Raw genomic sequence first — 22,605 nt, 5'->3', positions numbered from 1 at the left:
GAGGAACCGTGTTCCGCAGCGAGTACGCAGACGTTCCGCCCGTAGAACTCCCCATCCACGACGCCGTCCTGGGCCAGGCCGCCGACTTCGGCGACCAGCCGGCCCTCATCGACGGCACGGACGGCACCACCCTCACGTACGAGCAGGTGGACCGATTCCACCGGCGCCTGGCCGCCGCCCTCGCCGAGACGGGCGTCCGCAAGGGCGACGTCCTCGCCCTGCACAGCCCCAACACGGTCGCGTTCCCGACCGCCTTCTACGCGGCCACGCGCGCGGGCGCCGCCGTCACCACCGTGCACCCGCTGGCCACCGCCGAGGAGTTCGCGAAGCAGCTCGGCGACAGCGCGGCCCGCTGGATCGTCACCGTCTCCCCGCTGCTGGAGACCGCCCGCCGGGCCGCCGAACTCGCGGGCGGCATCCGGGAGATCCTCGTCTGCGACAGCGCGCCCGGCCACCGCTCGCTGATCGACCTGCTCGCCACCACCGCCCCCGAGCCGGATACCGGGATCGACCCGGCCGAGGACATCGCAGCGCTGCCGTACTCCTCCGGCACCACCGGCACCCCCAAGGGGGTCATGCTCACCCACCGGCAGATCGCCACCAACCTCGCCCAGCTCGAGCCCGCCGTCCCGGCCGGACCCGGCGACCGCATCCTCGCCGTCCTGCCGTTCTTCCACATCTACGGCCTCACCGCCCTGATGAACGCGCCCCTGCGCAAGGGCGCCACGGTCGTCGTCCTGCCGCGCTTCGAGCTGGAGACGTTCCTCGCCGCGATCGAGAAGCACCGCATCACCGGCCTGTACGTGGCCCCGCCGATCGTCCTCGCCCTCGCCAAGCACCCGGCGGTCAGCCGCTACGACCTCTCCTCGCTGCGGTACGTGATCAGCGCCGCCGCCCCGCTGGACGCCCGGCTCGCCGTAGCCTGCGCCGAGCGCCTGGGCCTGCCCCCGATCGGCCAGGCGTACGGCATGACGGAACTGTCCCCCGGCACCCATGTCGTCCCCCTGGACCGGCTGCGCGAGGCCCCCGCCGGCACGGTCGGCAGGCTCATCGCCGGCACCGAGATGCGGATCGTCTCCCTGGACGACCCCGGCAAGGACCTGGGCACCGGCGAGTCCGGCGAGATCCTGATCCGGGGCCCCCAGGTGATGAAGGGCTACCTCGGCCGGCCCGACGCCACCGCCGCGCTGATCGACGCCGACGGCTGGCTGCACACCGGGGACGTCGGCCACGTCGACGCCGGCGGCTGGCTGTTCGTGGTCGACCGGGTGAAGGAACTGATCAAGTACAAGGGCTTCCAGGTGGCCCCCGCCGAACTGGAGGCGCTCCTGCTCACCCACCCGGAGATCGCCGACGCGGCCGTCATCGGCGCGTACGACGCCGACGGCAACGAGGTCCCGCACGCCTTCGTGGTCCGCCGGCCCACCGCCGACGGCCTGACCGAGAACGACGTCCTGCTGTACGTCGCCGAACGCGTCGCCCCGTACAAACGCGTCCGCCGGATCACCTTCGTCGACACCGTCCCCCGCGCCGCCTCCGGCAAGATCCTGCGCCGGCAGCTCAGGGAGCACACGTGACGCACCCGACCGCACGCATCGGCCGCACGCGCGCGCGTGCCGTCGACACCCTCAGCCTGGACTCCACGGGCACCCGCAACGCCCTGTCCGCCGCACTCGTCACGGAACTCGCCGGGGCCCTGGCCGACTGCGGCGAGGACCCGGACGTACGGGCCGTGGTCCTCACCCACACCGGTACGACGTTCTGCGCCGGCGCCGACCTGCGCGACCCGCCCGACCCCGACGCCCTGGTGGCCCTGCTCCGGCAGATCGTGGAGCTGCCCAAACCCGTCGTCGCCCGGGTCACCGGCCACGTCCGCGCCGGCGGCCTCGGCCTGCTCGCCGCCTGTGACATCGCCGCCGCCTCCACCGACGCCACCTTCGCCTTCACCGAGGTGCGCATCGGCGTCGCCCCCGCCGTGATCTCCCTGCCGGTGATCCCGCGCACCGCCCCCCGCGCCCTGGCCCGCTACTACCTCACCGGCGAACGCCTCGGCCCGGCCGAGGCCGTGCGCCTGGGCCTGCTGACGGTGGCGGCGGACGACGTCGACGACGCCCTGGTCCCCGTCCTCGACGGTCTGCGCCGCTCCTCCCCGCAGGCCCTGGCCGAGACGAAACGGCTGCTCACGGCTAGGGTGCTGGAGACATTCGACCGGGACGCGGCCGAGCTGACCGCGCTCTCGGCCCGGCTGTTCTCCTCCCCCCAGGCCCGGGAGGGGATGACGGCCTTCCTGGAAAGACGTGATGCGGCATGGGTGGTGTGAGAACGACGGAACGGGAGCGCGTGCCCAAGCAGGACCGCAGCCGCGCCACGCGGCAGCGGCTCCTGGAGGCCGCCGTGGCCTGCCTCGCCGAGCGCGGCTGGGCGGGCTCCACGGTCGCCGTCGTGGCCGAGCGGGCCGGTGTCTCCCGGGGCGCCGCCCAGCACCACTTCCCGACCAGGGAGGACCTGTTCACCGCCGCCGTCGAGTACGTCTCCGAGGAACGCTCCCTCGCCCTGCGGGCCCTGTTCCCGGACGGCGCCGCCGACCGCCGGGCCGTCGTGTCCGCCCTGGTCGACCTCTACACCGGCCCCCTGTTCCGGGCCGCCCTGCACCTGTGGGTCGCCGCCTCCGACGAGGAACAGCTGCGCCCGCGCGTGACCGAGCTGGAGGCCCGCGTCGGCCGCGAGACCCACCGCATCGCCGTCGACCTCCTGCGCGCCGACGAGTCCCGCCCCGGCGTCCGCGAGACCGTCCAGGGCCTGCTGGACATGGCCCGGGGCCTGGGCCTCGCCAACCTCCTCACCGACGACACCGCCCGCCGCGAACGGGTCGTCGCCCAGTGGGCGGCGCTGCTGGAGGAGGCGCTGGGCTGAGGGCGGGCCCGGCCGGTGCGGGAGCCGGCTGGCGCGGGGCCCGGGATCGTGCCGAGGAGGCCATCAGGGGGGCGCGTTACCCTTGGCGCATGCTTCCGATGCTCGTTCGCCGCCGCCACGTGGACTACGTGCGCGTCACGAGCATGGGCTGTCGGCGCCTCTCCGCCTGACCAGCCCCCTTCTTCTCTTCCTCCCTTTTTCCGGCACCCGGGGGCCGCCACCACCCCCGGCGGTCACCCGTGCCCCGTACACCCCGCGGACGCATCATGACCACGCACACAGTGACGTCGTACGACCAGCTCCCGATCATCGACCTGTCGGCCGCCGACGGCGACCCGCAGGCCCGCGCCCTGCTCCACGCCCAGCTGCACAGCGCCGCCCACGACGTCGGCTTCTTCCAGCTCGTCGGCCACGGAGTGACCCACGCCGAGACCGACGCGCTGCTCACCGCCATGCGCGCCTTCTTCGCCCTCCCCGAGGCCGACCGGCTCGCCCTGGACAACGTCGGCTCCCCGCACTTCCGGGGCTACACCCGCACCGGCGACGAGCGCACCGGCGGCGCCCGCGACTGGCGCGACCAGCTCGACATCGGCGCCGAACGCCCCGCCCGTGTCCCCGGTCCCGGCGAGCCGCCGTACTGGTGGCTCCAGGGCCCCAACCAGTGGCCGGCCGCCCTGCCCGGACTCCGCACGGCCGCCCTCGCCTGGATCGACAAGCTGAGCGGGGTCGCCCACCGGCTCCTGCGGGAGCTGCTGACCGCCATCGGCGCCCCGGCCGACTTCTACGACCCGGTCTTCGGCGACCACGCCCACCCGCACCTCAAGCTCGTCCGCTACCCCGGCAGCGCGGACGACGGCACCGGCCAGGGCGTCGGCGCCCACAAGGACTACGGCTTCCTGACCCTGCTCCTCCAGGACACGGTCGGCGGTCTCCAGGTGCAGCGCGAGGACGGCCGCTTCCACGACGTCCCGCCCATCGAGGGCGCGTTCGTCGTCAACCTCGGCGAACTCCTGGAGGTCGCCACCAACGGCTACCTGCTGGCCACCAACCACCGGGTCGTCAGCCCGCCCGGCGCCACCGAGCGCTTCTCGGTCCCGTTCTTCTACAACCCCCGCCTGGACGCGCGGATCGAGCCGCTCCCCTTCCCGCACGCGTCCAAGGCCCCCGGCATCACGACGGACCCGACGAACCCGCTGTACGCCGAGTACGGCTACAACGAGCTCAAGGGCAAGCTCAGGGCCCACCCGCTGGTGGCGCAGCGGCACCACGGGAACCTGCTGACCCCGGCGTGATCGGCTCCCTGGGGCGCGCGGCCGCATCGATGCGCGGCTCCGCCGTGCGGGCGGACCGAGCCGCAACGGGCCCGCAGCCGCCCGCGCGCCCCAGGAGCCCCGCTCAGCGGGCGATGTCCGCGTACCCCTCGATGTCCTGGGGCCGGCGCGGCCCCGGCCCCACATACCGAGCAGAAGGCCGCACGAGCCGTCCCGTCCGCTTCTGCTCGAGGATGTGCGCCGACCACCCGGCCGTACGGGCGCACGTGAACATCGACGTGAACATGTGCGCCGGCACCTCGGCGAAGTCCAGCATGATCGCCGCCCAGAACTCCACGTTGGTGGCGAGCACCCGGTCCGGCCGCCGGTTGTGCAGCTCCTCCAGCGCGGCCTTCTCCAGCGCCTCGGCGATCTCGAACCGCGGCGCCCCCAGCTCCCGCGCCGTACGCCGCAGCACCCGGGCCCGGGGGTCCTCGGCCCGGTACACCCGGTGCCCGAACCCCATCAGGCGCTCGCCCCGGTCGAGCGCCTGCTTGACGTACGCCTCCGCGTCACCCGTGCGCTCGATCTCCTCGATCATCCCGAGCACGCGCGAGGGCGCGCCGCCGTGCAGCGGCCCGGACATGGCGCCCACCGCGCCGGACAGCGCGGCGGCGACGTCCGCGCCGGTGGAGGCGATGACCCGGGCGGTGAAGGTGGACGCGTTCATGCCGTGCTCGGCGGCGGAGGTCCAGTAGGCGTCCACGGCCGCCACGTGCTTGGGGTCCGGCTCGCCCCGCCACCGGATCATGAACCGCTCCACGACCGAGTTCGCCTGGTCGATCTCCCGCTGCGGCACCATCGGCAGCCCCTGGCCGCGCGCGGACTGGGCGACGTACGACAGGGCCATGACGGCGGCCCGCGCCAGGTCCTCCCGGGCCTGCCCCTCGTCGATGTCGAGCAGCGGCCGCAGCCCCCACACGGGGGCGAGCATGGCGAGCGCCGACTGGACGTCCACGCGGATGTCGCCGGAGTGCACGGGGATCGGGAACGGCTCGGCGGGCGGCAGCCCGGGGTTGAAGGCGCCGTCCACCAGCAGACCCCACACGTTCCCGAAGGAGACGTGGCCGACCAGGTCCTCGATGTCGACGCCCCGGTAGCGCAGGGCGCCGCCCTCCTTGTCCGGTTCGGCGATCTCCGTCTCGAACGCGACGACACCTTCGAGTCCGGGTACGAAATCGGACATCAGGCGGCTCCTCGTGATGTGCGGGCGGCGGTCACCCCGGTGATGCCCCGATCTGCCGGTGGTCACCCGTGGTCAACCCAACCGCAAAGGGAGCAGCACGATAACCCCCGGTGCCATAGTTGGGGAGACCACGCGACACTGAGTGCCATACCCGTTCGATACGGCAGGATGACCGCGTGACCGACCGCGACCCGCTCCTGGACCCCGTCCTCGATCCCGCCGCCATGCGCAAGCAGTACCGGGCCGACGGCCTCGCCGAACAGGATCTCGCCACCCATCCGATGGACCAGTTCACCCGGTGGTTCGAGGACGCCGCCCGCGCGGCCCTGCACGGCACGCTCTACGAGCCCAACGCGATGGTCGTCTCCACGGCGGACGCCGAGGGCCGCCCCAGCTCGCGCACGGTGCTGATGAAGCAGTACGACACCGAGGGCTTCGTCTTCTTCACCAACTACGACTCCCGCAAGGGCCGTGACCTGACGGAGAACCCGCACGTCGCGCTGCTCTTCCCCTGGCACCCGCTGGCCCGCCAGGTGATCGTCACCGGCACCGCCCGGCGCACCGGCCGCGACGAGACCGCCGCCTACTTCCGCACCCGCCCGCACGGCTCCCGGCTGGGCGCCTGGGCCAGCGCCCAGTCCTCGGTGATCGCCTCCCGCGCGGAGCTGGACACGGCCTACGCCGCGCTCGAGGCCCGTTACCCGGAGGACGAACAGGTCCCGGTCCCCCCGCACTGGGGCGGTTTCCGCGTCACTCCGGAGACGATCGAGTTCTGGCAGGGCCGCGAGAACCGCCTCCACGACCGCCTGCGCTACGTCGCCCGGCCGGACGGCACCTGGAAGGTCGAACGCCTCAGCCCCTGACCGGGGCCCGGTGGACACGGGCGGGAACGCAGACGACCCGCGGGCTGGGTTCCTCAAGGAGGAGCCGGCCGGACGTACCGGCAGCCCGCGGGTCGGGTGACTGCTTGGGATTGGGCCGGCTGCACGCAGCGTTCGCGTGCCGGTCCGGCACCGCACATGGTGTGGGACGGGCCGCTAGCCCGCAGCCACCTCACGCGTCCGGTTGTCATACATCTGCCGAACCACCTCCCTTCTCGTGTAACCGACACCCTAAGAAACCGCCGCGACGGGCTCAACTGTTTTTTTCACGCGCCACCCGCAACCTGGGCGAGGTGCTCGTCGGATGTTCGGCCGTGCGTCCGCCGGCGGGGGGAGCGGAGGGTGGCGCGACGAGTGGGTGGACCTGCGGCTCTCACCGAGCGGCCCGCGGCATTGATCCCCGCAATCTTGCGGGAACAGGGTGTGGGGTGTGTCACGTTCCAGTTGAATGAGGGGCAGTGAGCGAACCGAGCGCCGTGCGTGCGCGGACGCAGTCTCCAGGGGGTCGAGGTGAGTGCTTCGCGGCGGAGTGGGACCACTGACGAGCTGGGGCCGGACGAGCCCGGCGAGTCCGGCGGCTCCGACCTGCTCGCCGCGCTGCTCGACGGCATGGACGCGGCGCTGTGCGCCTTCGACGCCGACGGGGTCGTGACCCACTGGAACCGGGAGGCCGAGCGGATCCTCGGCTGGACGGCCGCCGAGGCCGTCGGGCGGCGGGGGTTCGCCGGCTGGGCGGTGCGCAGCGCCGACGCCGAGGAGGTGCAGGCCCGGCTGCTGTCGGCGATGCGGGCGCCGGGCCGGCAGGTGCACGAGTTCGCGCTGGTCACCAAGGGCGGCGGGCGCGTGCTCGTGCGGACGCAGTCGGCCGCCGTGCGCGGACCCGACGGCGAGCCCGCGGGGGTGTACTGCGCGTTCAGCGAGGTGCACGCCCAGATCGACCTGGAGCGGTCCATCGCGCTGAGCGAGGCGCTGTTCCAGGACGCGTCCTGGGGGGTCGTCCTGGTCGACGCCGACCTGCGGCCCGCCGTGGTGAACGCGCACGCGGCGCGGGCGCTGGGAGTGGGTCGCACGTCCGTGCTGGGACGTCCGCTGGGCGAGCTGCTCGCGCAGGGCGTGGAGGAGCTGGAGGCCGCGCTGACCCACGTCCTCGCCGAGGGCGCGCCGCCGGCCCCCGCCGAGATGTGGGTGACCGTCCGCGCCCCGGCGGGCGAGAAGCGGCGCTGCTGGCGCAGCGCGTTCCTGCGGCTGTCCTCGCCGCTCGCCGAGGAGCCGGTGCCGCTCGGCGTGGGATGGCTGTTCGAGGACGTCACCGAGGCCAAGCAGGGGGAGCAGGAGGCGGCCCTGCTGCGGTTCCGGACGAACCAGCTGCACCGGGCCGCCCGTGCGGCGGCCGAGTGCGAGGACCCGGCGGAGGCGGCCACCGTCCACCTGGACTTCGCCCTCGCCGGCTTCGCCGACCACGCCCTCGTCGACCGGGTGGCGGACCGCCCGCGCGCGCAGGACGCCGACGGCACCGGTCCGGTCCGGCTGGTACGGCTCGCGGCCACGCCCGCCGGGGCACCGGGCCCGAGCCTGTTCACGGGCGCGGCCGGGCTTCCGCTGCGCTACCCGCAGGGCCACCCGGCGCTGAAGTGCGTGGAGCGCGGCGGCACCGTGCGCGCGGACGCCGGACCGGTCTCCGAGCAGCGGGCGCGGGAGTGGGCGGAGCAGCGCCAGTGGCCCGGCGACGCGGTGCACGCCCTGTGCGCGGTGCTGCGCAGCCGGGGCCGGACGCTGGGCGTCGTGACGTTCCTGCGCGGGTCCGGCCGCAGCCGCTTCGAGCGCTCCGACACGGCGTACGCGGAGGACGTGGCCGTCCGGATCGCGGCGGCACTGGACCTGGCGGAGACACTGCGCGACCGACCGGAGGAACGCGCCCCCTGACGGCCGCGGGGCGCGGTCAGTGCCGGTAGAAGATCCGGTCGCCGTACTCCGTCATCACCCGGGTGTTCCAGTCGTGTCCGCCGTCGACGTTGCCGGAGCGCAGCAGCGGGGGTTCGACGCCGCGGTCGGCGAGGGTGGCGGCGGTGGTCGCCATGACGGCCTGCATCAGGGCGCTGGTGACGACCGTGGACGCGGGGGCGAAGGGCGCCGGGATGGTGTCGAGGGTGAGTTCCGCGTCCCCGACGGCGATCTTCGAGTCGAGGACGACGTCGCAGTGGTCCTTGAGGAAGGTGCCGGAGGAGTGCCGGGACGTCGTCTGCGAGGCGTACGCCACCGAGGTGACGCCGATGACCTTCACGCCGCGGGAGCGGGCGGTGAGGGCCATCTCCACGGGCAGCGCGTTGCGGCCGGACAGGGAGACGATCACGAGGGCGTCACCGGTGCGGAGCGGCGAGGTCCCGAGGACGGCGCTCGCGAGGCCGTCGACGCGTTCCAGGGCGGAGCCGAGGGTGGCCGGGGTGACGTCGACGCCGACGACGCCGGGGACGGCGAGCAGGTTCATCAGGGCCAGGCCGCCGGCGCGGTAGACGACGTCCTGGGCGGCCAGGGAGGAGTGCCCGGCGCCGAAGGCGAACAGGCGGCCACCGGCCGCGACGGTGTCGGCGAGCAGGGTGCCGGCCGCGGTGATCGCCCCGGCCTCCTCGTCGCGGACCCGGTGCAGCAGGCCGATGGCGGCGTCGAAGAACAGGTCGGCAGGCGTGCCGTCGCTCATGCGGTGCCCCTTCGCAGCGTCTGTGTCGCGGATCACCGTGCGGTCTGGACCAGGGCGGTGTCAATACGGCCGGGCGGGAGCTTCAGGACGGGAGCGCGGGCCCCGCCCGCACCCGGCCCCGGGACCGCCCCGCAGCCCGACTCGGCCCCCGTTTCGCCGGTGCCGCCCGCTTGTCAGTGGGATCCGGCAGAATTGGTGCCAGGGCCAGCGCACGCGGCCGGCTGCCGGCAGAGGTAATCGAGGGGCACGTATGTCCGGACTGATCGACACCACGGAGATGTATCTCCGCACCATCCTCGAACTCGAAGAGGAAGGCGTCGTCCCCATGCGCGCCCGCATCGCGGAGCGGCTGGACCAGAGCGGGCCGACGGTGAGCCAGACGGTCGCGCGCATGGAGCGCGACGGACTGGTCTCCGTGGCCAGCGACCGGCACCTGGAGCTGACGGACGAGGGCCGCCGGCTGGCGACCCGCGTGATGCGCAAGCACCGCCTGGCCGAGTGTCTGCTCGTCGACGTGATCGGCCTGGAGTGGGAGCAGGTGCACGCGGAGGCGTGCCGCTGGGAGCACGTGATGAGCGAGGCCGTCGAGCGCCGTGTGCTGGAGCTGCTGAGGCACCCCACGGAGTCGCCGTACGGCAACCCCATCCCGGGCCTGGAGGAGCTGGGCGAGAAGGACGGCGCGGACCCGTTCCTGGACGAGAGCATGGTGTCGCTGGCCGACCTGGACCCGGGCTCGGACGGCAAGACGGTCGTCGTCCGCCGCATCGGCGAGCCGATCCAGACGGACGCCCAGCTGATGTACACGCTGCGGCGGGCGGGTGTGCAGCCCGGTTCGGTGGTGAGCGTGACGGAGTCGCCCGGCGGCGTGCTGGTGGGCAGCGGCGGCGAGGCGGCCGAGCTGGAGGCGGACACCGCCTCCCACGTGTTCGTCGCCAAGCGCTGACACGGAGAGGGCCCCGGCGCTTGCGCGCCGGGGCCTGTCCTCCCCTGTGCTGACCCGGAGCCCCGAGCTCTCAGGGTCATCCCCTCGGACCGGCTTTTCCCCGAGCGGTCCGCCTCCCGCCAGAAGACATCCCCTCGACTGAGGCGATCATGCCCTGAGGGTTGTCACTCAAATGAGGGGTGTTGTCTGCGGAGACGCAATTTTCGAATAGGTATTCGATAGCCTGAAACAGCTGGACGAGCACGGCGGAGCTGGGGGGCCAGGTCAGATGGCACGGCGTATCGATGTGACGGGAGCGGGCGGGGTGCGCCTGGCCGCCTGGGAGTTCGCCGACCCTCCGAAACCGGAGGCGGACGCGGACGCCGAGGGGGAAGTGGACCCGAGCGCTCCGGGCGTGCTCTTACTCCACGGTCTGATGGGCCGCGCCTCCCACTGGGCGCCCACCGCCCGCTGGCTCGCCGGCCGCCACCGCGCCGTGGCCCTCGACCAGCGCGGCCACGGCCGGAGTGAGAAGCCCCCGCGCGCCGCGTACACCCGGGAGGCCTACGTCGAGGACGCGGAGGCCGCCGTGGAGCAGCTCGGCCTCGCCCCCGTCCTCCTCGTCGGCCACGCCATGGGCGCCCTGACCGCCTGGCAGCTCGCCGCCAAGCGCCCCGATCTGGTGCGTGGCCTGATCATCTGCGACATGCGGGCCTCCGCCCTCGGCGGGGCCTCGCAGCGCGAGTGGGCCGACTGGTTCCGGTCCTGGCCCGTCCCCTTCGCCAGCCTGGCCGACGTCCGCAAGTGGTTCGGCGAGGACGACCCCTGGGTGGAGCGCCCGAACCCCGCGCGCGGGTCCTTCTACGCCGAGGTGATGCACGAGTGCGAGGACGGCTGGCGGCCCGTCTTCGACCCCGAACAGATGCTCAGCTCCCGCGAGACGTGGGTCCACGACGCCCACTGGGAGGAGCTGGCCCAGGTCCGGTGCCCGACGCTGGTGGTGCGCGGCGTGGACGGCGAGCTGGGGCGGGCGGAGGCCCAGGAGATGGTGCGGGTGCTGCCACGCGGACAGTACGCGGAGGTCCCGGACGCGGGGCACCTGGCCCACTATGACCTGCCGGTGGCTTGGCGGGCCGCCGTCTCGCCGTTCCTCGACGGCTTGCCCGGGGCTGAGCGGCTGAGCGCCTGAGCGCCTGCCGGGTCCGTGTGTCATCGGCGGGTGCGGGCGGGTGGTGCGACCGGCCACGACGAACCGTTGGCCGCCATGTCACCGCACCCGGCAGACGAGTGGGCGAACCGCCTAACGATCCCTCCCGCACGCATAGGCCAACGGCGAGATCAACTCCTCCGCGTCCGGCAGCCACCGGTTCGCCGGCGTCGGCCGGCGGGCCCACTGCACGGCCCCCCGGGACCCGAACCGCGTGGGCGGCGCCGCCACGTACGCGCCCTCGCCCAGGACCGTCAGGTCCAGGGACGCCGGCGACCAGCCGAGCTTCCGTACCAGCTCCGGCACCTTCGCGGGCGCACCGGGCAGGACGAAGAACTGCATGCGCCGGTCCGGGGTCAGCGTGACCGGTCCGAGCGTCAGATGCATCCGCTCCATACGGGCGAGCGCCAGGAACCCCGCGCTCTCCGGGACGGACAGCGCGTCGAAGGTCCGGCCGGTCGGCAGCAGGATCGCCGCCGTCGGCTGCTTCTGCCACATCCGGCGCACGACGGTCGCACTGCCGGTCGCCTGGGTCGCCCAGTCGGGGCGCGCGGGGTGCGCACCCGGCGCAGGGCAGGAGGCGTCGTCGCACGAGCAGCGCTGCCTGCCGTCGACGGCTTCCAGCCAGGTGCCCGGGACCACGTCCCAGTGCCGCTCCTCGGCGTAGCGTACGGCGGTCTCCAGCAGCGATTCCCTGCGCTGCTGCGGGATGTGACCGGCCATCTGAGTGTTCTGGGCGCCCGCGATCGTCTCTTCCACGTTCCACTCAACTCCCGCGCCCACCTGGAGTTACGGCCGTACCGCGCGCGGGGGAGGAGCACCGGCCCGGCAGCCGGGCGCATGGGTGCATGGCCGGGGGCGCGCGGGAGGGGGCGGGGCGTGAGATGGGTAGCCAGGGAGGGGGGCGACCGCTTTTACCCCGGCAAACCGCACATGTCACGCATTGACGGTATGTCAGCTGGGCAGTGATCTTCCGGCCGGAACTTTGTGCTCCGGAGGATCACAACACGCCTCAGGGGATCGCGACACAGGGGGTAGCACATGGCCGCAAGGCCTCTCGTGGCCAGGCAGCCGAACGAACGGCTGCAGGCGCTCATCCAGGAAGCGGGGTGCTCGAACGCCGGGCTGGCCCGGCGGGTCAACATGTGCGGCGCCGAGCACGGCCTCGACCTGCGCTACGACAAGACGTCCGTGGCCCGCTGGCTGCGCGGCCAGCAGCCGCGCGGCCGGGCCCCGGCGATCATCGCCGAGGCGCTCGGGCGCAAGCTCGGCCGTACGGTCACGATCGACGAGATCGGCATGGCCAACGGCAAGAACCTCGCCTCGGGAGTCGGCCTCCAGTTCTCGCCGACGGTACTGGGAGCCATCGAGCAGGTCTGCGAGCTGTGGCGCAGCGACGTGGGGCGCCGGGACTTCCTGTCCGGCTCCTCCGTCGCCGCCTCCGCGCTCGTCGAGCCGAGCCGCGACTGGCTGATCTCGGCGCCGGACCCGCAGGTGGCCCGGCAGGCGGGCCCGCGCGTGGGCCAGGCCGACGTGGCGGCCGTACGGTCCATGACCCGGGCGCTGGTGGACCTCGACCACCAGTACGGCAGCGGACACGTGCGCCCGGTCGTCGTGCACTACCTCAACAGCGTCGTCTCCGGACTGCTCGCGGGCTCCTACCGGGAGACGGTCGGCCGGGAACTCTTCGCCGCCGTCGCCCGGTTGACGGAGCTGGCCGGGTACATGGCCGTCGACACCGGGCAACCGGGCCTCGCCCAGCGGTACTACATCCAGTCGCTGCGTCTCGCGCAGGCCGCGGGGGACCGCGGATACGGCGGTTACGTGCTCGCCGCGTCCATGAGCCACCTCGCCGCGCAGCTCGGGAACCCGCGGGAGATCGCCCAGTTGGCGCGGGCGGCGCAGGAGGGGACGCGCGGGCAGGTCACCCCGCGTGTGGAGGCGATGTTCCACGCCGCCGAGGCGCGCGGGCACGCCCTGCTCGGGGACGCGCGCGCGGCACAGGCGGCGGGCGGACGGGCGATCACGGCGATGGAAGGGGCGGACGACGCCGCCGGGGACGACCCGGCGTGGATCGCGCACTTCGACGAGGCCTATCTGGCCGACGAGTTGGCCCACTGCCATCGCGACCTCGGGCAGGCCGACCAGGCCGCGCGGTACGCCGAGCAGGCGCTGGCCGGGCACCCGGAGTCCCGGGCCCGCCGGCGCGCCATCGGTTACGTGCTGCTCGCCACGGCCCAGGTGCAGCAGCGCGAGATCGAGCAGGCCTGCACCACGGGCATGAAGGCGGTGGAACTGCTGGAGACGCTCCGCTCCAACCGGGGCGCCGAGTACCTGGACGACCTCCAGCAGCGGCTGGAGCCCTTCCGGGAGGAGGCGGTGGTACGCGAGTTCGGGGCGCGGCTCGACCTCCAGCAGGCCGCGTGAACACCGGCCCCGCCGGCGCGTGGAAGAACGGGAAACGGCACCCGGGCGCGCGCCGGGTGCCGTGAACGGCGCTTCGCGGTGTGTGGTGTTACCGCCGTCACAGGGAGGAGGTCGCGAACGGCGCTGCGTGGCACGGGGCTCGGGGGAGCCGGTAGCGTGAGCCGACGATTCACAAGGTCCCCCATTTGTAGGAGTCCCGGTGACGCAGAGTGGACAGGGCGAGGAGCCCTCGGCGCGGACCGCGCGCGAAGGCATCGTGCTGCCCTCCGACGGAGGAGAGCCCCTGCTGCCGGGCATGACCGGGACGCCCGCACCCGCCCACCCGGCCGGCGGGCAGGCCTGGGGCGGTTCCTGGGGCCCCGAGCAGCAGGCGCCCCAGTCGGATGAGGGCTGGCCCCCGGCGGCCGGGCAGTGGGACGCCCCCGGCGGCCCCGGCCGGCAGCGGCCCCCGGCGGCCGCGAACCCCGGCCCGCTGCCCCCGGAGGGAGCCCCGGCCCCGTCGTACGGCGGCCCGGCCCAGGGGTACGGCGGCCCGGCGGGTTCCTACGGCGGTCAGGAGCCGCAGTACGGCGGCGGCCAGGCCGCCGCCGGTGCCTACGGCGCGCCCCAGCAGCCCGCCTACGGCGCGCCCGACCCGTACCAGCAGCACGCGCAGCAGCAGCCGTACCCGGGGCAGTCCGTGCCGGGACAGGCTCCCGCCGCGCCGCAGCCGTCCGCCTACCCGGCCGCGGGTGCCCCGCTGCCCCCGAGCGCGGACGGCGCGACCCAGTACCTGCCGCCGGTTCCCGCCGGCCCCGCCGCGCCCGGCGACGAGGGCGCCACCCAGTACATACCGCCCGTGCAGGCCGACGGCGCCACCCAGTACATACCGCCGGTCCCCGCCGGGGGCGGCGTCCACGAGGCGGCCACCCAGTACATGCCGCCGGTCACGCCCGGCGCGCTGCCGCCGGAGTCGGCCGGCGAGGAGACCCGCTACCTCGGCCAGGCGCCCCGGCAGGCGGCACCCGCGCCCTCGGACGCGGAGGCCACGCAGTACATCCCGCCGTACGCCGCCCAGGCCCAGGCGCAGGGCGCGGACCGGCAGCCGCCCGCCGAGTTCGACAACCTCTTCCGCGGTCCCGGGGGCGGCGACAGCCCGGCCGGGTCCACCCAGCAGCTGCCGCGGGTGCAGCAGCCGGACGCCCATCCCGGCCCGGCGCAGTCGTCGTACCGCCCGGCGCAGCCCTCGTACGACGCGGGTCCGGGCGACGACGGGCGGCGCCGGGGCCGGTCGCGGGTGCCGCTGATCGCCGCGGTCGGCGTCGGCATCGTCGTGCTCGGCGTCGGCGCCGGGGCGCTGCTCAGCGGCGGGGGCGGCAAGGACCAGGGCGGGGACGACAAGACGGTCGCCGCCACCTCTCCGGCCACCCAGGACTCCGCGTCGCCCGCCGCCGACCCCGCCCGGCAGCAGGCCGTCGAGCTGGACAAGCTGCTGGCGGACAGCGGCAGCAGCCGGGCCGCGGTGATCCAGGCGGTGGCGGACGTCAAGCGGTGCGACAACCTCGACCAGGCCGCGTCCAGCCTGCGGGACGCGGCCCGGCAGCGCGGCCGGCTGGTCACGCGGCTCGGCGGGCTGTCCGTGGACAAGCTGCCCGGCAACGCCGACCTGACGGCCGCGCTGACCAAGGCGTGGCAGGCGTCCGCCGCGGCCGACAGCCACTACGCGGCCTGGGCGGACCAGGCCAAGGGGCACAAGGTCTGCCGCAAGGGGCACGCCCGCACCACCGGCGAGACGCAGGCCGGCAACCGGGAGAGCGGCACCGCCAGCGCGCAGAAGACGAAGGCGGCGGCGCTGTGGAACGCGATCGCGGGCAAGTACGGCCTCACCCAGCGCCAGCCGACCCAGTTGTGACCGCCGGCCGTCACGGCACGTCGGCGTGCTCCAGGGTCGCGGTCATGTCGGCGATCCCGTGGGCGCCGCCGATGCCCTTGCGGGCGGCGACCAGCTTGCCGCCCTGCACGACCTGGAGGGTGACGTCGGCGTTGACCAGCCGCGGGAAGCCGACGGCGGCCAGCTTGCTCTCGTAGGGCCAGTGCAGGGTGGGGGTGAGGCCGCCGGTGGAGACCCGCAGGCCGTCGTTGAGGGTGCGCCGCACGGTGTCGGCGCTCACCTCGCCCTCGCCGATCCTCTCCAGGACGGCCTTGAGGACGGTGTAGGCGATCCACGTGGTCTGCACACCGGCGTCCGCGGGGTCGATGCGGTTGTCGCCGAAGGCCTCCTCGTTGATCACCTTCTTCATCGGGTCCCAGCGGGGGTCGGAGGCGACCGGGTACCAGCCGGTGATGTACGCGCCCTCGTACGGGCTCGACGCCCCGCCGGTCGAGTCGATCACGGTCTGGTCGACGCTGCCCAGCACGGTCGCCGTACGCACGGCCGGGAAGTTCGCGCGGGCCCGCCGGAAGGAGTCCATGAAGGTGTCCGTGCGGTCTCCGAGCGCGGGCACCACACAGCCCTTCCGCGGGGCGCCCTTGGTCGCGTAGCGCAGCGCCTGCTCGGCCTGGCCGCCGTACTCGGTGGCGTCGTCGGCGGCGAGCCGGTCGCCGGCCTCCGCGTGCCCGCCCGCCTTGAGACCGGCGTCGAGCATCGCGGGCAGCTGGTCCCCGGCGATGCTGTCCGGGCGGACCAGGGCAACGTTCCCGCAGCCCTCCGCGAGCGCCCTGCCGAGGCCGGCCAGGAGGGCGGGCTGGCCACCGTTGACCGGGTAGGACATGGCGCCGGTGAACTCGTCGTTGGTGACGCCGTAGCCGCCGATGTAGGGGATGCCGGCGCCCTCCAGCGGGGCGAGGTAGGAGTCGCCGAACTGGCTGTAGGAGCCGACGACCGCGACCACGTCCTCGGTCGCCGCGCGCCGGGCGCACTTCGCGGCGCCCACGCCGTCGTTGTGGTCGTTGCAGGTCAGCACCTCGAGCCTGCGGCCGTTGATACCCCCGTGGGAGTTGATCCACTTGGCGTAGGCGCGGGCCATCGCGGGCATGCCGGGCTTGTTGGTCGCGTCGGTGTCCTGCGGCGCCCAGGTCATCACCTTGACGGGGTCGTCCCCGGAGCCCCCCGTGGCACCGGGGATGACCCCGCACGCGGCGGTGAGGGACGCACAGAGGGCCACCGCGCCCGCCGCGAGGGCGGTGGCTCTGACGGGGCGGGGAAGGACGGGAGGAGGAGTACTGCGCGTGCGTCGCCTGCCGGTCATGCACCCGCACGATTCCCTCACAGCACCAACCCTGGAGTGACCGTCGGTCGACGAGGGGTGACGCGGAGGTGAATTACGGGGGCCGGTGAGGCTCTCGCGGCGGGGAACGTACGATCGATGACCGTGCAAGGTTCGGAGAACTCTTCCCGTCGCGGCCGTCGCTCCTCCACCATGGGCGGCATGCCCTTGAACGACATGCCGTGGTGGCGCTGGCGCAGCAATGTCCGTTCGGCGCTGCACATGCTCTCCGACCCGGTGTTCCAGCGGGAGGTCTGGCTGGCCGGCGTGGACGGCTACGGCGACGTCACGGACGCCGTGTACCGGCTGGTGGAGGACACCTGGCTGGACAGCTGGTCGGCCGAGAAGTACGTCGGCACCATATTCCGGGACTCGCAGGAGGCGGCGCTCGTCGACACCGCCGTGCTGCGGGTGCTGCGGATCATGCACCAGGTCGGCCCGGACGCGCCGGTCGCCGCCTACCTGGACCACTCCGGCTGGCCGGACGCGGTGCGGGCGGCCCGGGACGCGCACGTGCGGATGTCGGTGAGCGACGGGGAGGACCCGGACACACCGCCGAAGAGCCTGGACGTGCTGCGGATCCTGACGAGGTCCTGACGGGGTCCGCGTGGCGGACGGCCGCCCCACGGCGGGCGGCCGGTGTGGGACCCTGTGGTGCATGACCGATCAGTCCGCCCCTTCCGCCGCCGCACCGGCCGACCAGTACGTCCTCACGCTCTCCTGCCCGGACAAAAAGGGCATCGTGCACGCCGTGTCCAGCTACCTGTTCATGACCGGCTGCAACATCGAGGACAGCCAGCAGTTCGGCGACCACGACACGGGACTGTTCTTCATGCGGGTCCACTTCTCGGCCGAGGCGCCGGTGACGGTGGACAAGCTGCGGGCGAGCTTCGCCGCGATCGGTGACTCCTTCCACATGGACTGGCAGATCCACCGGGCCGACCAGAAGATGCGCATCCTGCTGATGGTCAGCAAGTTCGGGCACTGCCTGAACGACCTGCTGTTCCGGGCCCGGATCGGCGCGCTGCCGGTGGAGATCGTGGGTGTGGTGTCCAATCACACCGACTTCGAGGAGCTGGTGGGGTCCTACAACATCCCCTTCCACCACATCCCGGTGACCAAGGACACCAAGTCGGAGGGCGAGGCGAGGCTGCTGGAGATCGTCCGCGAGGAGAAGGTCGAGCTGGTCGTCCTCGCCCGCTACATGCAGGTGCTCTCCGACGACCTGTGCAAGCAGCTCAGCGGCCGGATCATCAACATCCACCACTCCTTCCTGCCGAGCTTCAAGGGCGCGAAGCCGTACCACCAGGCGCATGCGCGGGGCGTGAAGCTGATCGGCGCGACGGCGCACTACGTCACCGCGGACCTGGACGAGGGGCCGATCATCGAGCAGGAGGTCGAGCGGGTCGGGCACGGCGTGACGCCGGACCAGCTGGTGGCTATCGGCCGGGACGTGGAGTGCCAGGCGCTGGCGCGGGCCGTGAAGTGGCACGCGGAGCGGAGGATCCTGCTCAACGGGCGCCGGACGGTGGTGTTCGCCTAGCCGCAGCCGCAGCCGCAGCCGCAGCCGCAGCTCGCCCGGTCCTGCACGGTCCCGCCCCTACATCCGGCTCAGCGACGCGACCGCGAACAGCACGTCCCTGATCGCCTCCCGGTCACCGACCTGACCCGCCGCCGCCTCGGCCGGAGGCACGTGCCCCGCCGCCAGCTTGCAGAACTCCACGCCGTCCAGAGCCACGTGGGCCACCTCGAAGTCGGCGGAGCCCACCGCCGCCGGTGAGTCGAGGGGGATCAGCCACTCGCCGCCGGCCGCACCCTCGATCTCCAGACGCAGGCTGCGGCCGGGCGCGCCGGCCGGGACCAGGTGCGGGGTCCGGCGGCCCGGCGCGGACAGTCCGGCCCGGCGGCGCGCGGCGAGCGCCGTCGGCAGCAGACGGGCCGCGAGGTCGATCATCCGGTTGAGGTGCCGCGGCGCGGGCGGGGCGTACGGATAGTCCACCGCCTCGGCGATGTCCTCGGCGTGCACCCAGCACTCGAAGGCGCGGTCCAGCATCGCGTCGTGCAGCGGCAGCGCGAAGTCGCCGTACGGCACCGTGAGCCCGCCCGCGTGGCCGCCGGTGAACGACACGGTGCGCACCAGGCTGTGGCTCTGCTCCCGCCACGGCCCCCGCACCGAGCGCGTCGGCGGGAAGTGCGAGGCCCGCCAGAACGCCTCCGTGCGGCCCGCCGGACCCACGGCGTCCTTGTCGGCCTCGGCGACCTCGGCCAGCGGGTCCTCCAGGCCGAGCGCCGTCGCGATCAGCCCGTCCACCGACAGCAGGTGCGCGATCACCCCGGCGACGGTCGTCCGACGGCTCGTCGACTCGTCGGCCTCGAACCAGCGCAGCCGCACCGGCGCGTGCCACTCCGCGTCCCCGAAGTCCTGGAGCAGCGCGTCCAGCCGCGCCGTTTCCGCGTCGTACGGCGCGGCCCAGTCGGGCACCGGGATGCGCGGCGGCCGGCGGTTCAGGCAGGCGGCCAGGACGCGGGTGCGCAGCGCCGGGTTCAGGTCCAGGCTCTCCGGCTGGTGCAGCAGGCCGACGGCCTCGCGCAGCCGGCGGGCCTCGTCGGCGCAGGCACCGCAGTCGCCCAAGTGCTCCTCGACGGCCGCCGTCTCCGCGGCCGAGCAGGCGGCCAGCGCCCAGGCGCCGAGCAGCGACTTCAGGACGTCGTGCGACAGGTCGAGCGGCACGGGTTCGAGGTCTCCCGGATCGGCGGGGTCGGGCAGCGGGAGCCCGCTGTCCTCCACGGACGCGCGGGGCGTGGGTATCCGCGGTGTCCGGGCGGGCCCGGACCCGCCGGCACCGCGCGGCACGCCCCCCGAGCCGCCGCCGCGCCCGCCGGAACCCCCGGCACCGGTACCGCGCCCGTCGTCCCCGGCCCCGCGCCCGCCCAAGTCGACGTCCTTCCAGGGCCGTTGCGCGCGTGCGTCACCGCCGTGGCCCTCTTCTCCCCCGCGGCCGGCGTGCTCGCCGTACTCGCCGTACCCGTCGTGCGCCCCGGAGCCGCCCGTCCCCTTCACACCGCACCCCGGTATCCCGGCGGTGTGCCGGCGTCGTGGGCGGTGGACAGGAGCTGGAGGCCGAGGCGGAGCCGGCGGCGGGCCTCGTCCTCGGTGACGCCGAGGTCGGCCGCGGTCTGGCGGTAGTCGCGGCGCTGGAAGTAGGCCAGGTCGAGAGCGGCGCGCAGCGGGGCCGGCATGGAGTGCACGATGTAGTCGGCGCGTGCGGCGACCGAGGCGCGGCGGACCTCGCTCTCCAGTTCCTCGCGCCGGGGCTGCTCCAGCTCCTCCCGGTCGCGCAGCCGCTGGACGGCGACCCGGTGGGTGACGGCGGCGATCCAGGAGCGCAGGGGGCCCTGCTGGGGGTCGTAGGTCTCGGGGTGTTCCCAGACGTGGGCGAAGACCTCGCGGGTGACGGCGTCGGCGTCCTGTTCCTCGGTGAGGACACGGTGGGCGAGGCTGTGCACGAGAGAGGCGAAGCGGTCGTACACCTCGCCGAGGGCGGCCGCCTCACCGCGCGCGAGCCGCTGCTGCATCTTGCGGTCCCAGCGGGGCGGTACGTCCTTCCTGGCCATGCGGTCCCCTCCCCTCGCCCTGTCCGGCCCGTCCAGCCTGTCGGTCCTGCCCTCTCGAATGTAGTCGGCACGCCTGACGGTGCACGCCCCTTTGTGTCAATGTGCGCCCCCGGAAGGGCCGCAGGTGATAGTGCCCCCTTCACACATCCTTCACACAAGATGCGTGCACCTCTGATCGAACAGGATCGATAGTGACCGAAACAAGCCCCTAGTCGATCGACTGCCGTTTGCCCCGTCACGTTTCAGGGAACGGCCGCTGGGCAGCTGCGCGACAAGAAACGTAGGAACTGCTTCCGTTTCCGGGCGGTTCCGGGCGGTTCCGGGCGGTTCCGGGAGATCCGGCGAGCGGAGGGCAGGGCCGTGGCATTCAGCGTGACCGGCGTCGAGCAGGGCGAGTGGGCCGTCCTCCGGGTGTCCGGGGAACTGGACCTGATGACCTCGCCGGTGCTGCGCCAGCGGGTGCACGACATCGTCGCCGACGGACACCACAGCCTCGTCGTCGACCTCTCCGACGTGTTCTTCTGCGACTCCAGCGGGGTCGGCGTCCTCGTCGCCGCCCGCCGGCTGATCCGCTCCTGCCAGGGCCGGCTGCGGCTGATCCTGCCGGACCGGGGGGCCGAGGACGGCTCGCACGTCAACCGCGTGCTCGGCGCGCTCGGCGTGCGCCGCCTCTTCGACGTCCGCGCCGACCTCGACTCCGCGACCACGGACGAGGCCGGGCCGCTCTCCGCCTGAGCGGCCGTCACGGCATCGCGACAGGGCCACACTGTTGTCGCAGAATTCCCCCGGTCTTGGCACAACCGCCGGTTTCCCGCCGTCCGCCGGCCACCCACGTCGTACGCTCCCTGCCAGGTCACCCCCGCCCACGGGCAGGACCACCCGTACGACCCCCACGTAAGGCGGCCCGAACAGACATGGTCAGCACCGAGTACGAGCGCAGGATCGCCGCCCGGTTCGCCACCTTCGACCAGGACGGCAACGGCTACATCGACCGGGAGGACTTCAACGCGGCGGCCAAGGCGCTGCTCGCCGAGTTCGCCGTACCCGCCCGCTCCGACAAGGGGCAGGCGCTGTACGCCGGGGCCGAGGCGTTCTGGCAGGGCATGGCCGGCATCGCCGACCGCGACGGCGACCAGCGCATCAGCCGCGCGGAGTTCGTCAACGGCGCGGTCAAGCGGCTGCGCGACAACCCCGACCGCTTCGCCGAGATCGCCCGCCCCTTCCTGCACGCGGCCCTGGCGGTGGCCGACACGGACGCCGACGGCCGGATCGGTGCCGCCGACACCGCGCGCGTGCTGCGCGTCTTCCGCGTCCCGGAGGAGACCGCCCGCCAGGCCGCCGCCGCCCTCGATACCGACGGTGACGGCAGGATCGGCGAGGCGGAGGTCGTCCCGGCGTTCGCACGCTACTTCACGGTCCCCGAGTAGCGGGGGCCCCGCGGCGCGGTCCGGGCGCGGTCCACCGGACCGCTCTCACCCGAACCGCTTCCGCAGCCGGTGCCCGCCGGCGTCAGGTCCTGTGTGCCCGGCGGCAGTTCGGCCACCGCCGCGTCGGTCGAGGCCGAGCAGCCGGGCACCGCCGGGCGGGTGTGCGAACCCGCCGTGCAACACGCCCGGACCCGGGAACAGTTCGGACGGCCCAGCGGCGCCTTCCCGGGCCGTCCCGCAGCGGTGCGCGGACCTGCCGGCGCGGACCGGAGACCGCACGCGCCGCCGTCTGCGCCGCCGCCGTCACGGCCGGTCCCGCCGGCCTGGGAACTGCTCGCCGCCGTGCCGGCGCCCCCAGCCGCCGGTGGCGTCCCGGGCCGCCGCACCCGGGAAGTCATGGCCAACGATGTCGCGCATCGTGGCCTGTCGGCGTCACGGAGCGTTGATACCGGGTTGTGTCCTTCGCGGGACTCGTCACGGTCCGGAGTCGGGTGTCCGCTCGGGTACCTTGTGTGAGATGCGAGTGGCTGCGCGGACGAGCCGGGCCGGCGGTGCCCCTGGGGCGGTGCCGGGTCGCGCGGTGCGCGCCGCAGTTCGCGGGGCGGTCAGGCCCGTTGTCCCCGTCTGTTCGACTCCCCGGCACGAGCGTCGCACAGTATGCCCCAGGCGTACTCCTTCGCGCGGGAATATGCCCGAAGCGCTTGTTGGGGTGACTGTACGTCAACCATGCTGTCTCGCAAGGGAGTCACGGTCCGTGACCCTTGCTCTGGCCGTTGT

20 protein-coding genes and 1 pseudogene are annotated in these 22,605 nt (G+C 73.8%); 15 read left to right on the top strand and 6 right to left on the bottom strand.

The window, feature by feature from the left end:
- Window positions 1-8 precede the first annotated feature (8 nt).
- The 4 genes from AB0947_RS10115 (at window position 9) to AB0947_RS10100 (ending at window position 4,205) form a co-directional block, all read left to right on the top strand.
- Window positions 9-1,577, top strand: coding sequence for a 4-coumarate--CoA ligase family protein (locus AB0947_RS10115; protein ID WP_366749833.1), 1,569 nt, complete (start codon window positions 9-11; stop codon window positions 1,575-1,577).
- Window positions 1,574-2,320 carry an enoyl-CoA hydratase family protein gene (locus AB0947_RS10110; RefSeq protein WP_366749832.1) on the top strand — a complete coding sequence of 249 codons (747 nt, stop codon included), beginning with the start codon at window positions 1,574-1,576 and terminating at the stop codon, window positions 2,318-2,320. The genes AB0947_RS10115 and AB0947_RS10110 overlap by 4 nt, the downstream gene beginning before the upstream one ends.
- Window positions 2,308-2,913 carry a TetR/AcrR family transcriptional regulator gene (locus AB0947_RS10105; protein ID WP_030642938.1) on the top strand — a complete coding sequence of 202 codons (606 nt, stop codon included), beginning with the start codon at window positions 2,308-2,310 and terminating at the stop codon, window positions 2,911-2,913. Before AB0947_RS10110 ends, AB0947_RS10105 begins: the two co-directional genes overlap by 13 nt.
- A 266-nt stretch (window positions 2,914-3,179) precedes the next feature.
- Window positions 3,180-4,205, top strand: a complete 1,026-nt coding sequence (locus AB0947_RS10100; RefSeq protein ID WP_366749831.1) for a 2-oxoglutarate and iron-dependent oxygenase domain-containing protein — start codon at window positions 3,180-3,182, stop codon at window positions 4,203-4,205.
- Between the two features lie 103 nt (window positions 4,206-4,308).
- Here the strand turns inward: AB0947_RS10100 and AB0947_RS10095 are convergent, their stop codons facing one another.
- Window positions 4,309-5,409 carry a citrate synthase 2 gene (locus tag AB0947_RS10095; RefSeq protein ID WP_366749830.1) on the bottom strand — a complete coding sequence of 367 codons (1,101 nt, stop codon included), beginning with the start codon at window positions 5,407-5,409 and terminating at the stop codon, window positions 4,309-4,311.
- Window positions 5,410-5,585: 176 nt separating this feature from the next.
- On the opposite strand from AB0947_RS10095, the gene pdxH reads away from it, so the two are divergent.
- Together pdxH and AB0947_RS10085 are read left to right on the top strand one after the other, a co-directional pair.
- Complete coding sequence (pdxH, locus tag AB0947_RS10090) at window positions 5,586-6,272, top strand: pyridoxamine 5'-phosphate oxidase (protein ID WP_366749829.1); 687 nt, start codon at window positions 5,586-5,588, stop codon at window positions 6,270-6,272.
- A gap of 528 nt (window positions 6,273-6,800) precedes the next feature.
- Complete coding sequence (locus tag AB0947_RS10085) at window positions 6,801-8,213, top strand: PAS domain-containing protein (RefSeq protein ID WP_366749828.1); 1,413 nt, start codon at window positions 6,801-6,803, stop codon at window positions 8,211-8,213.
- A 16-nt stretch (window positions 8,214-8,229) separates the two neighbouring features.
- Here the strand turns inward: AB0947_RS10085 and AB0947_RS10080 are convergent, their stop codons facing one another.
- Window positions 8,230-8,985, bottom strand: coding sequence for an SIS domain-containing protein (locus AB0947_RS10080; RefSeq protein WP_366749827.1), 756 nt, complete (start codon window positions 8,983-8,985; stop codon window positions 8,230-8,232).
- Window positions 8,986-9,235: 250 nt separating this feature from the next.
- Between AB0947_RS10080 and AB0947_RS10075 the strand changes: the two genes are divergently transcribed.
- Both AB0947_RS10075 and AB0947_RS10070 read left to right on the top strand, forming a co-directional pair.
- Window positions 9,236-9,928, top strand: coding sequence for a metal-dependent transcriptional regulator (locus AB0947_RS10075; RefSeq protein WP_014673345.1), 693 nt, complete (start codon window positions 9,236-9,238; stop codon window positions 9,926-9,928).
- A gap of 268 nt (window positions 9,929-10,196) precedes the next feature.
- Entirely contained in the window at window positions 10,197-11,096 is a 900-nt protein-coding gene (locus AB0947_RS10070; protein ID WP_366749826.1) for an alpha/beta hydrolase, read from the top strand.
- Window positions 11,097-11,207: 111 nt separating this feature from the next.
- Here AB0947_RS10070 and AB0947_RS10065 read toward each other — a convergent pair whose 3' ends face one another.
- Window positions 11,208-11,873: a bifunctional DNA primase/polymerase gene (locus AB0947_RS10065; protein ID WP_366749825.1), complete on the bottom strand. Its 666-nt coding sequence runs from the start codon at window positions 11,871-11,873 to the stop codon at window positions 11,208-11,210.
- Window positions 11,874-12,155: 282 nt separating this feature from the next.
- Between AB0947_RS10065 and AB0947_RS10060 the strand changes: the two genes are divergently transcribed.
- Together AB0947_RS10060 and AB0947_RS10055 are read left to right on the top strand one after the other, a co-directional pair.
- Entirely contained in the window at window positions 12,156-13,541 is a 1,386-nt protein-coding gene (locus tag AB0947_RS10060) for a transcriptional regulator (protein WP_366749824.1), read from the top strand.
- A 199-nt stretch (window positions 13,542-13,740) separates the two neighbouring features.
- A complete protein-coding gene (locus AB0947_RS10055) occupies window positions 13,741-15,432 on the top strand; it encodes a hypothetical protein (RefSeq protein ID WP_366749823.1) in 1,692 nt (563 codons plus the stop codon).
- Window positions 15,433-15,442: 10 nt separating this feature from the next.
- Here the strand turns inward: AB0947_RS10055 and AB0947_RS10050 are convergent, their stop codons facing one another.
- Window positions 15,443-16,768 carry an ABC transporter substrate-binding protein gene (locus AB0947_RS10050; protein WP_366749822.1) on the bottom strand — a complete coding sequence of 442 codons (1,326 nt, stop codon included), beginning with the start codon at window positions 16,766-16,768 and terminating at the stop codon, window positions 15,443-15,445.
- 117 nt (window positions 16,769-16,885) lie between these two features.
- Between AB0947_RS10050 and AB0947_RS10045 the strand changes: the two genes are divergently transcribed.
- Window positions 16,886-17,383 (top strand): hypothetical protein, encoded by a 498-nt coding sequence (locus tag AB0947_RS10045; RefSeq protein ID WP_041665290.1) that lies wholly within the window; start codon window positions 16,886-16,888, stop codon window positions 17,381-17,383.
- 61 nt (window positions 17,384-17,444) lie between these two features.
- A complete protein-coding gene (purU, locus tag AB0947_RS10040; protein ID WP_366749821.1) occupies window positions 17,445-18,329 on the top strand; it encodes a formyltetrahydrofolate deformylase in 885 nt (294 codons plus the stop codon).
- A 57-nt stretch (window positions 18,330-18,386) separates the two neighbouring features.
- Here purU and AB0947_RS10035 read toward each other — a convergent pair whose 3' ends face one another.
- Both AB0947_RS10035 and AB0947_RS10030 read right to left on the bottom strand, forming a co-directional pair.
- Window positions 18,387-19,640 (bottom strand): maleylpyruvate isomerase N-terminal domain-containing protein, encoded by a 1,254-nt coding sequence (locus AB0947_RS10035; RefSeq protein ID WP_366749955.1) that lies wholly within the window; start codon window positions 19,638-19,640, stop codon window positions 18,387-18,389.
- 203 nt (window positions 19,641-19,843) lie between these two features.
- The gene (locus tag AB0947_RS10030; protein WP_366749820.1) at window positions 19,844-20,401 is read right to left on the bottom strand and encodes a sigma-70 family RNA polymerase sigma factor; all 558 of its coding nucleotides are present in this window, start codon (window positions 20,399-20,401) and stop codon (window positions 19,844-19,846) included.
- A gap of 360 nt (window positions 20,402-20,761) precedes the next feature.
- Between AB0947_RS10030 and AB0947_RS10025 the strand changes: the two genes are divergently transcribed.
- The 3 genes and pseudogenes from AB0947_RS10025 to AB0947_RS10015 all read left to right on the top strand — a co-directional run.
- Window positions 20,762-21,136, top strand: coding sequence for an STAS domain-containing protein (locus tag AB0947_RS10025; RefSeq protein ID WP_366749819.1), 375 nt, complete (start codon window positions 20,762-20,764; stop codon window positions 21,134-21,136).
- A 179-nt stretch (window positions 21,137-21,315) separates the two neighbouring features.
- On the top strand, window positions 21,316-21,828 hold the full coding sequence (locus AB0947_RS10020) for an EF-hand domain-containing protein (protein ID WP_366749818.1): 513 nt from the start codon (window positions 21,316-21,318) through the stop codon (window positions 21,826-21,828).
- A gap of 132 nt (window positions 21,829-21,960) precedes the next feature.
- Window positions 21,961-22,145: pseudogene (locus AB0947_RS10015) on the top strand (acyl-CoA dehydrogenase family protein); the annotation flags it as partial.
- Between the last annotated feature and the right edge of the window lie 460 nt (window positions 22,146-22,605).

Source organism: Streptomyces sp. NPDC047841, from assembly GCF_040704085.1.
Classification (GTDB): Bacteria; Actinomycetota; Actinomycetes; order Streptomycetales; family Streptomycetaceae; genus Streptomyces; species Streptomyces argyrophylli.
This window is presented reverse-complemented; position numbering and strand designations above follow the sequence as displayed.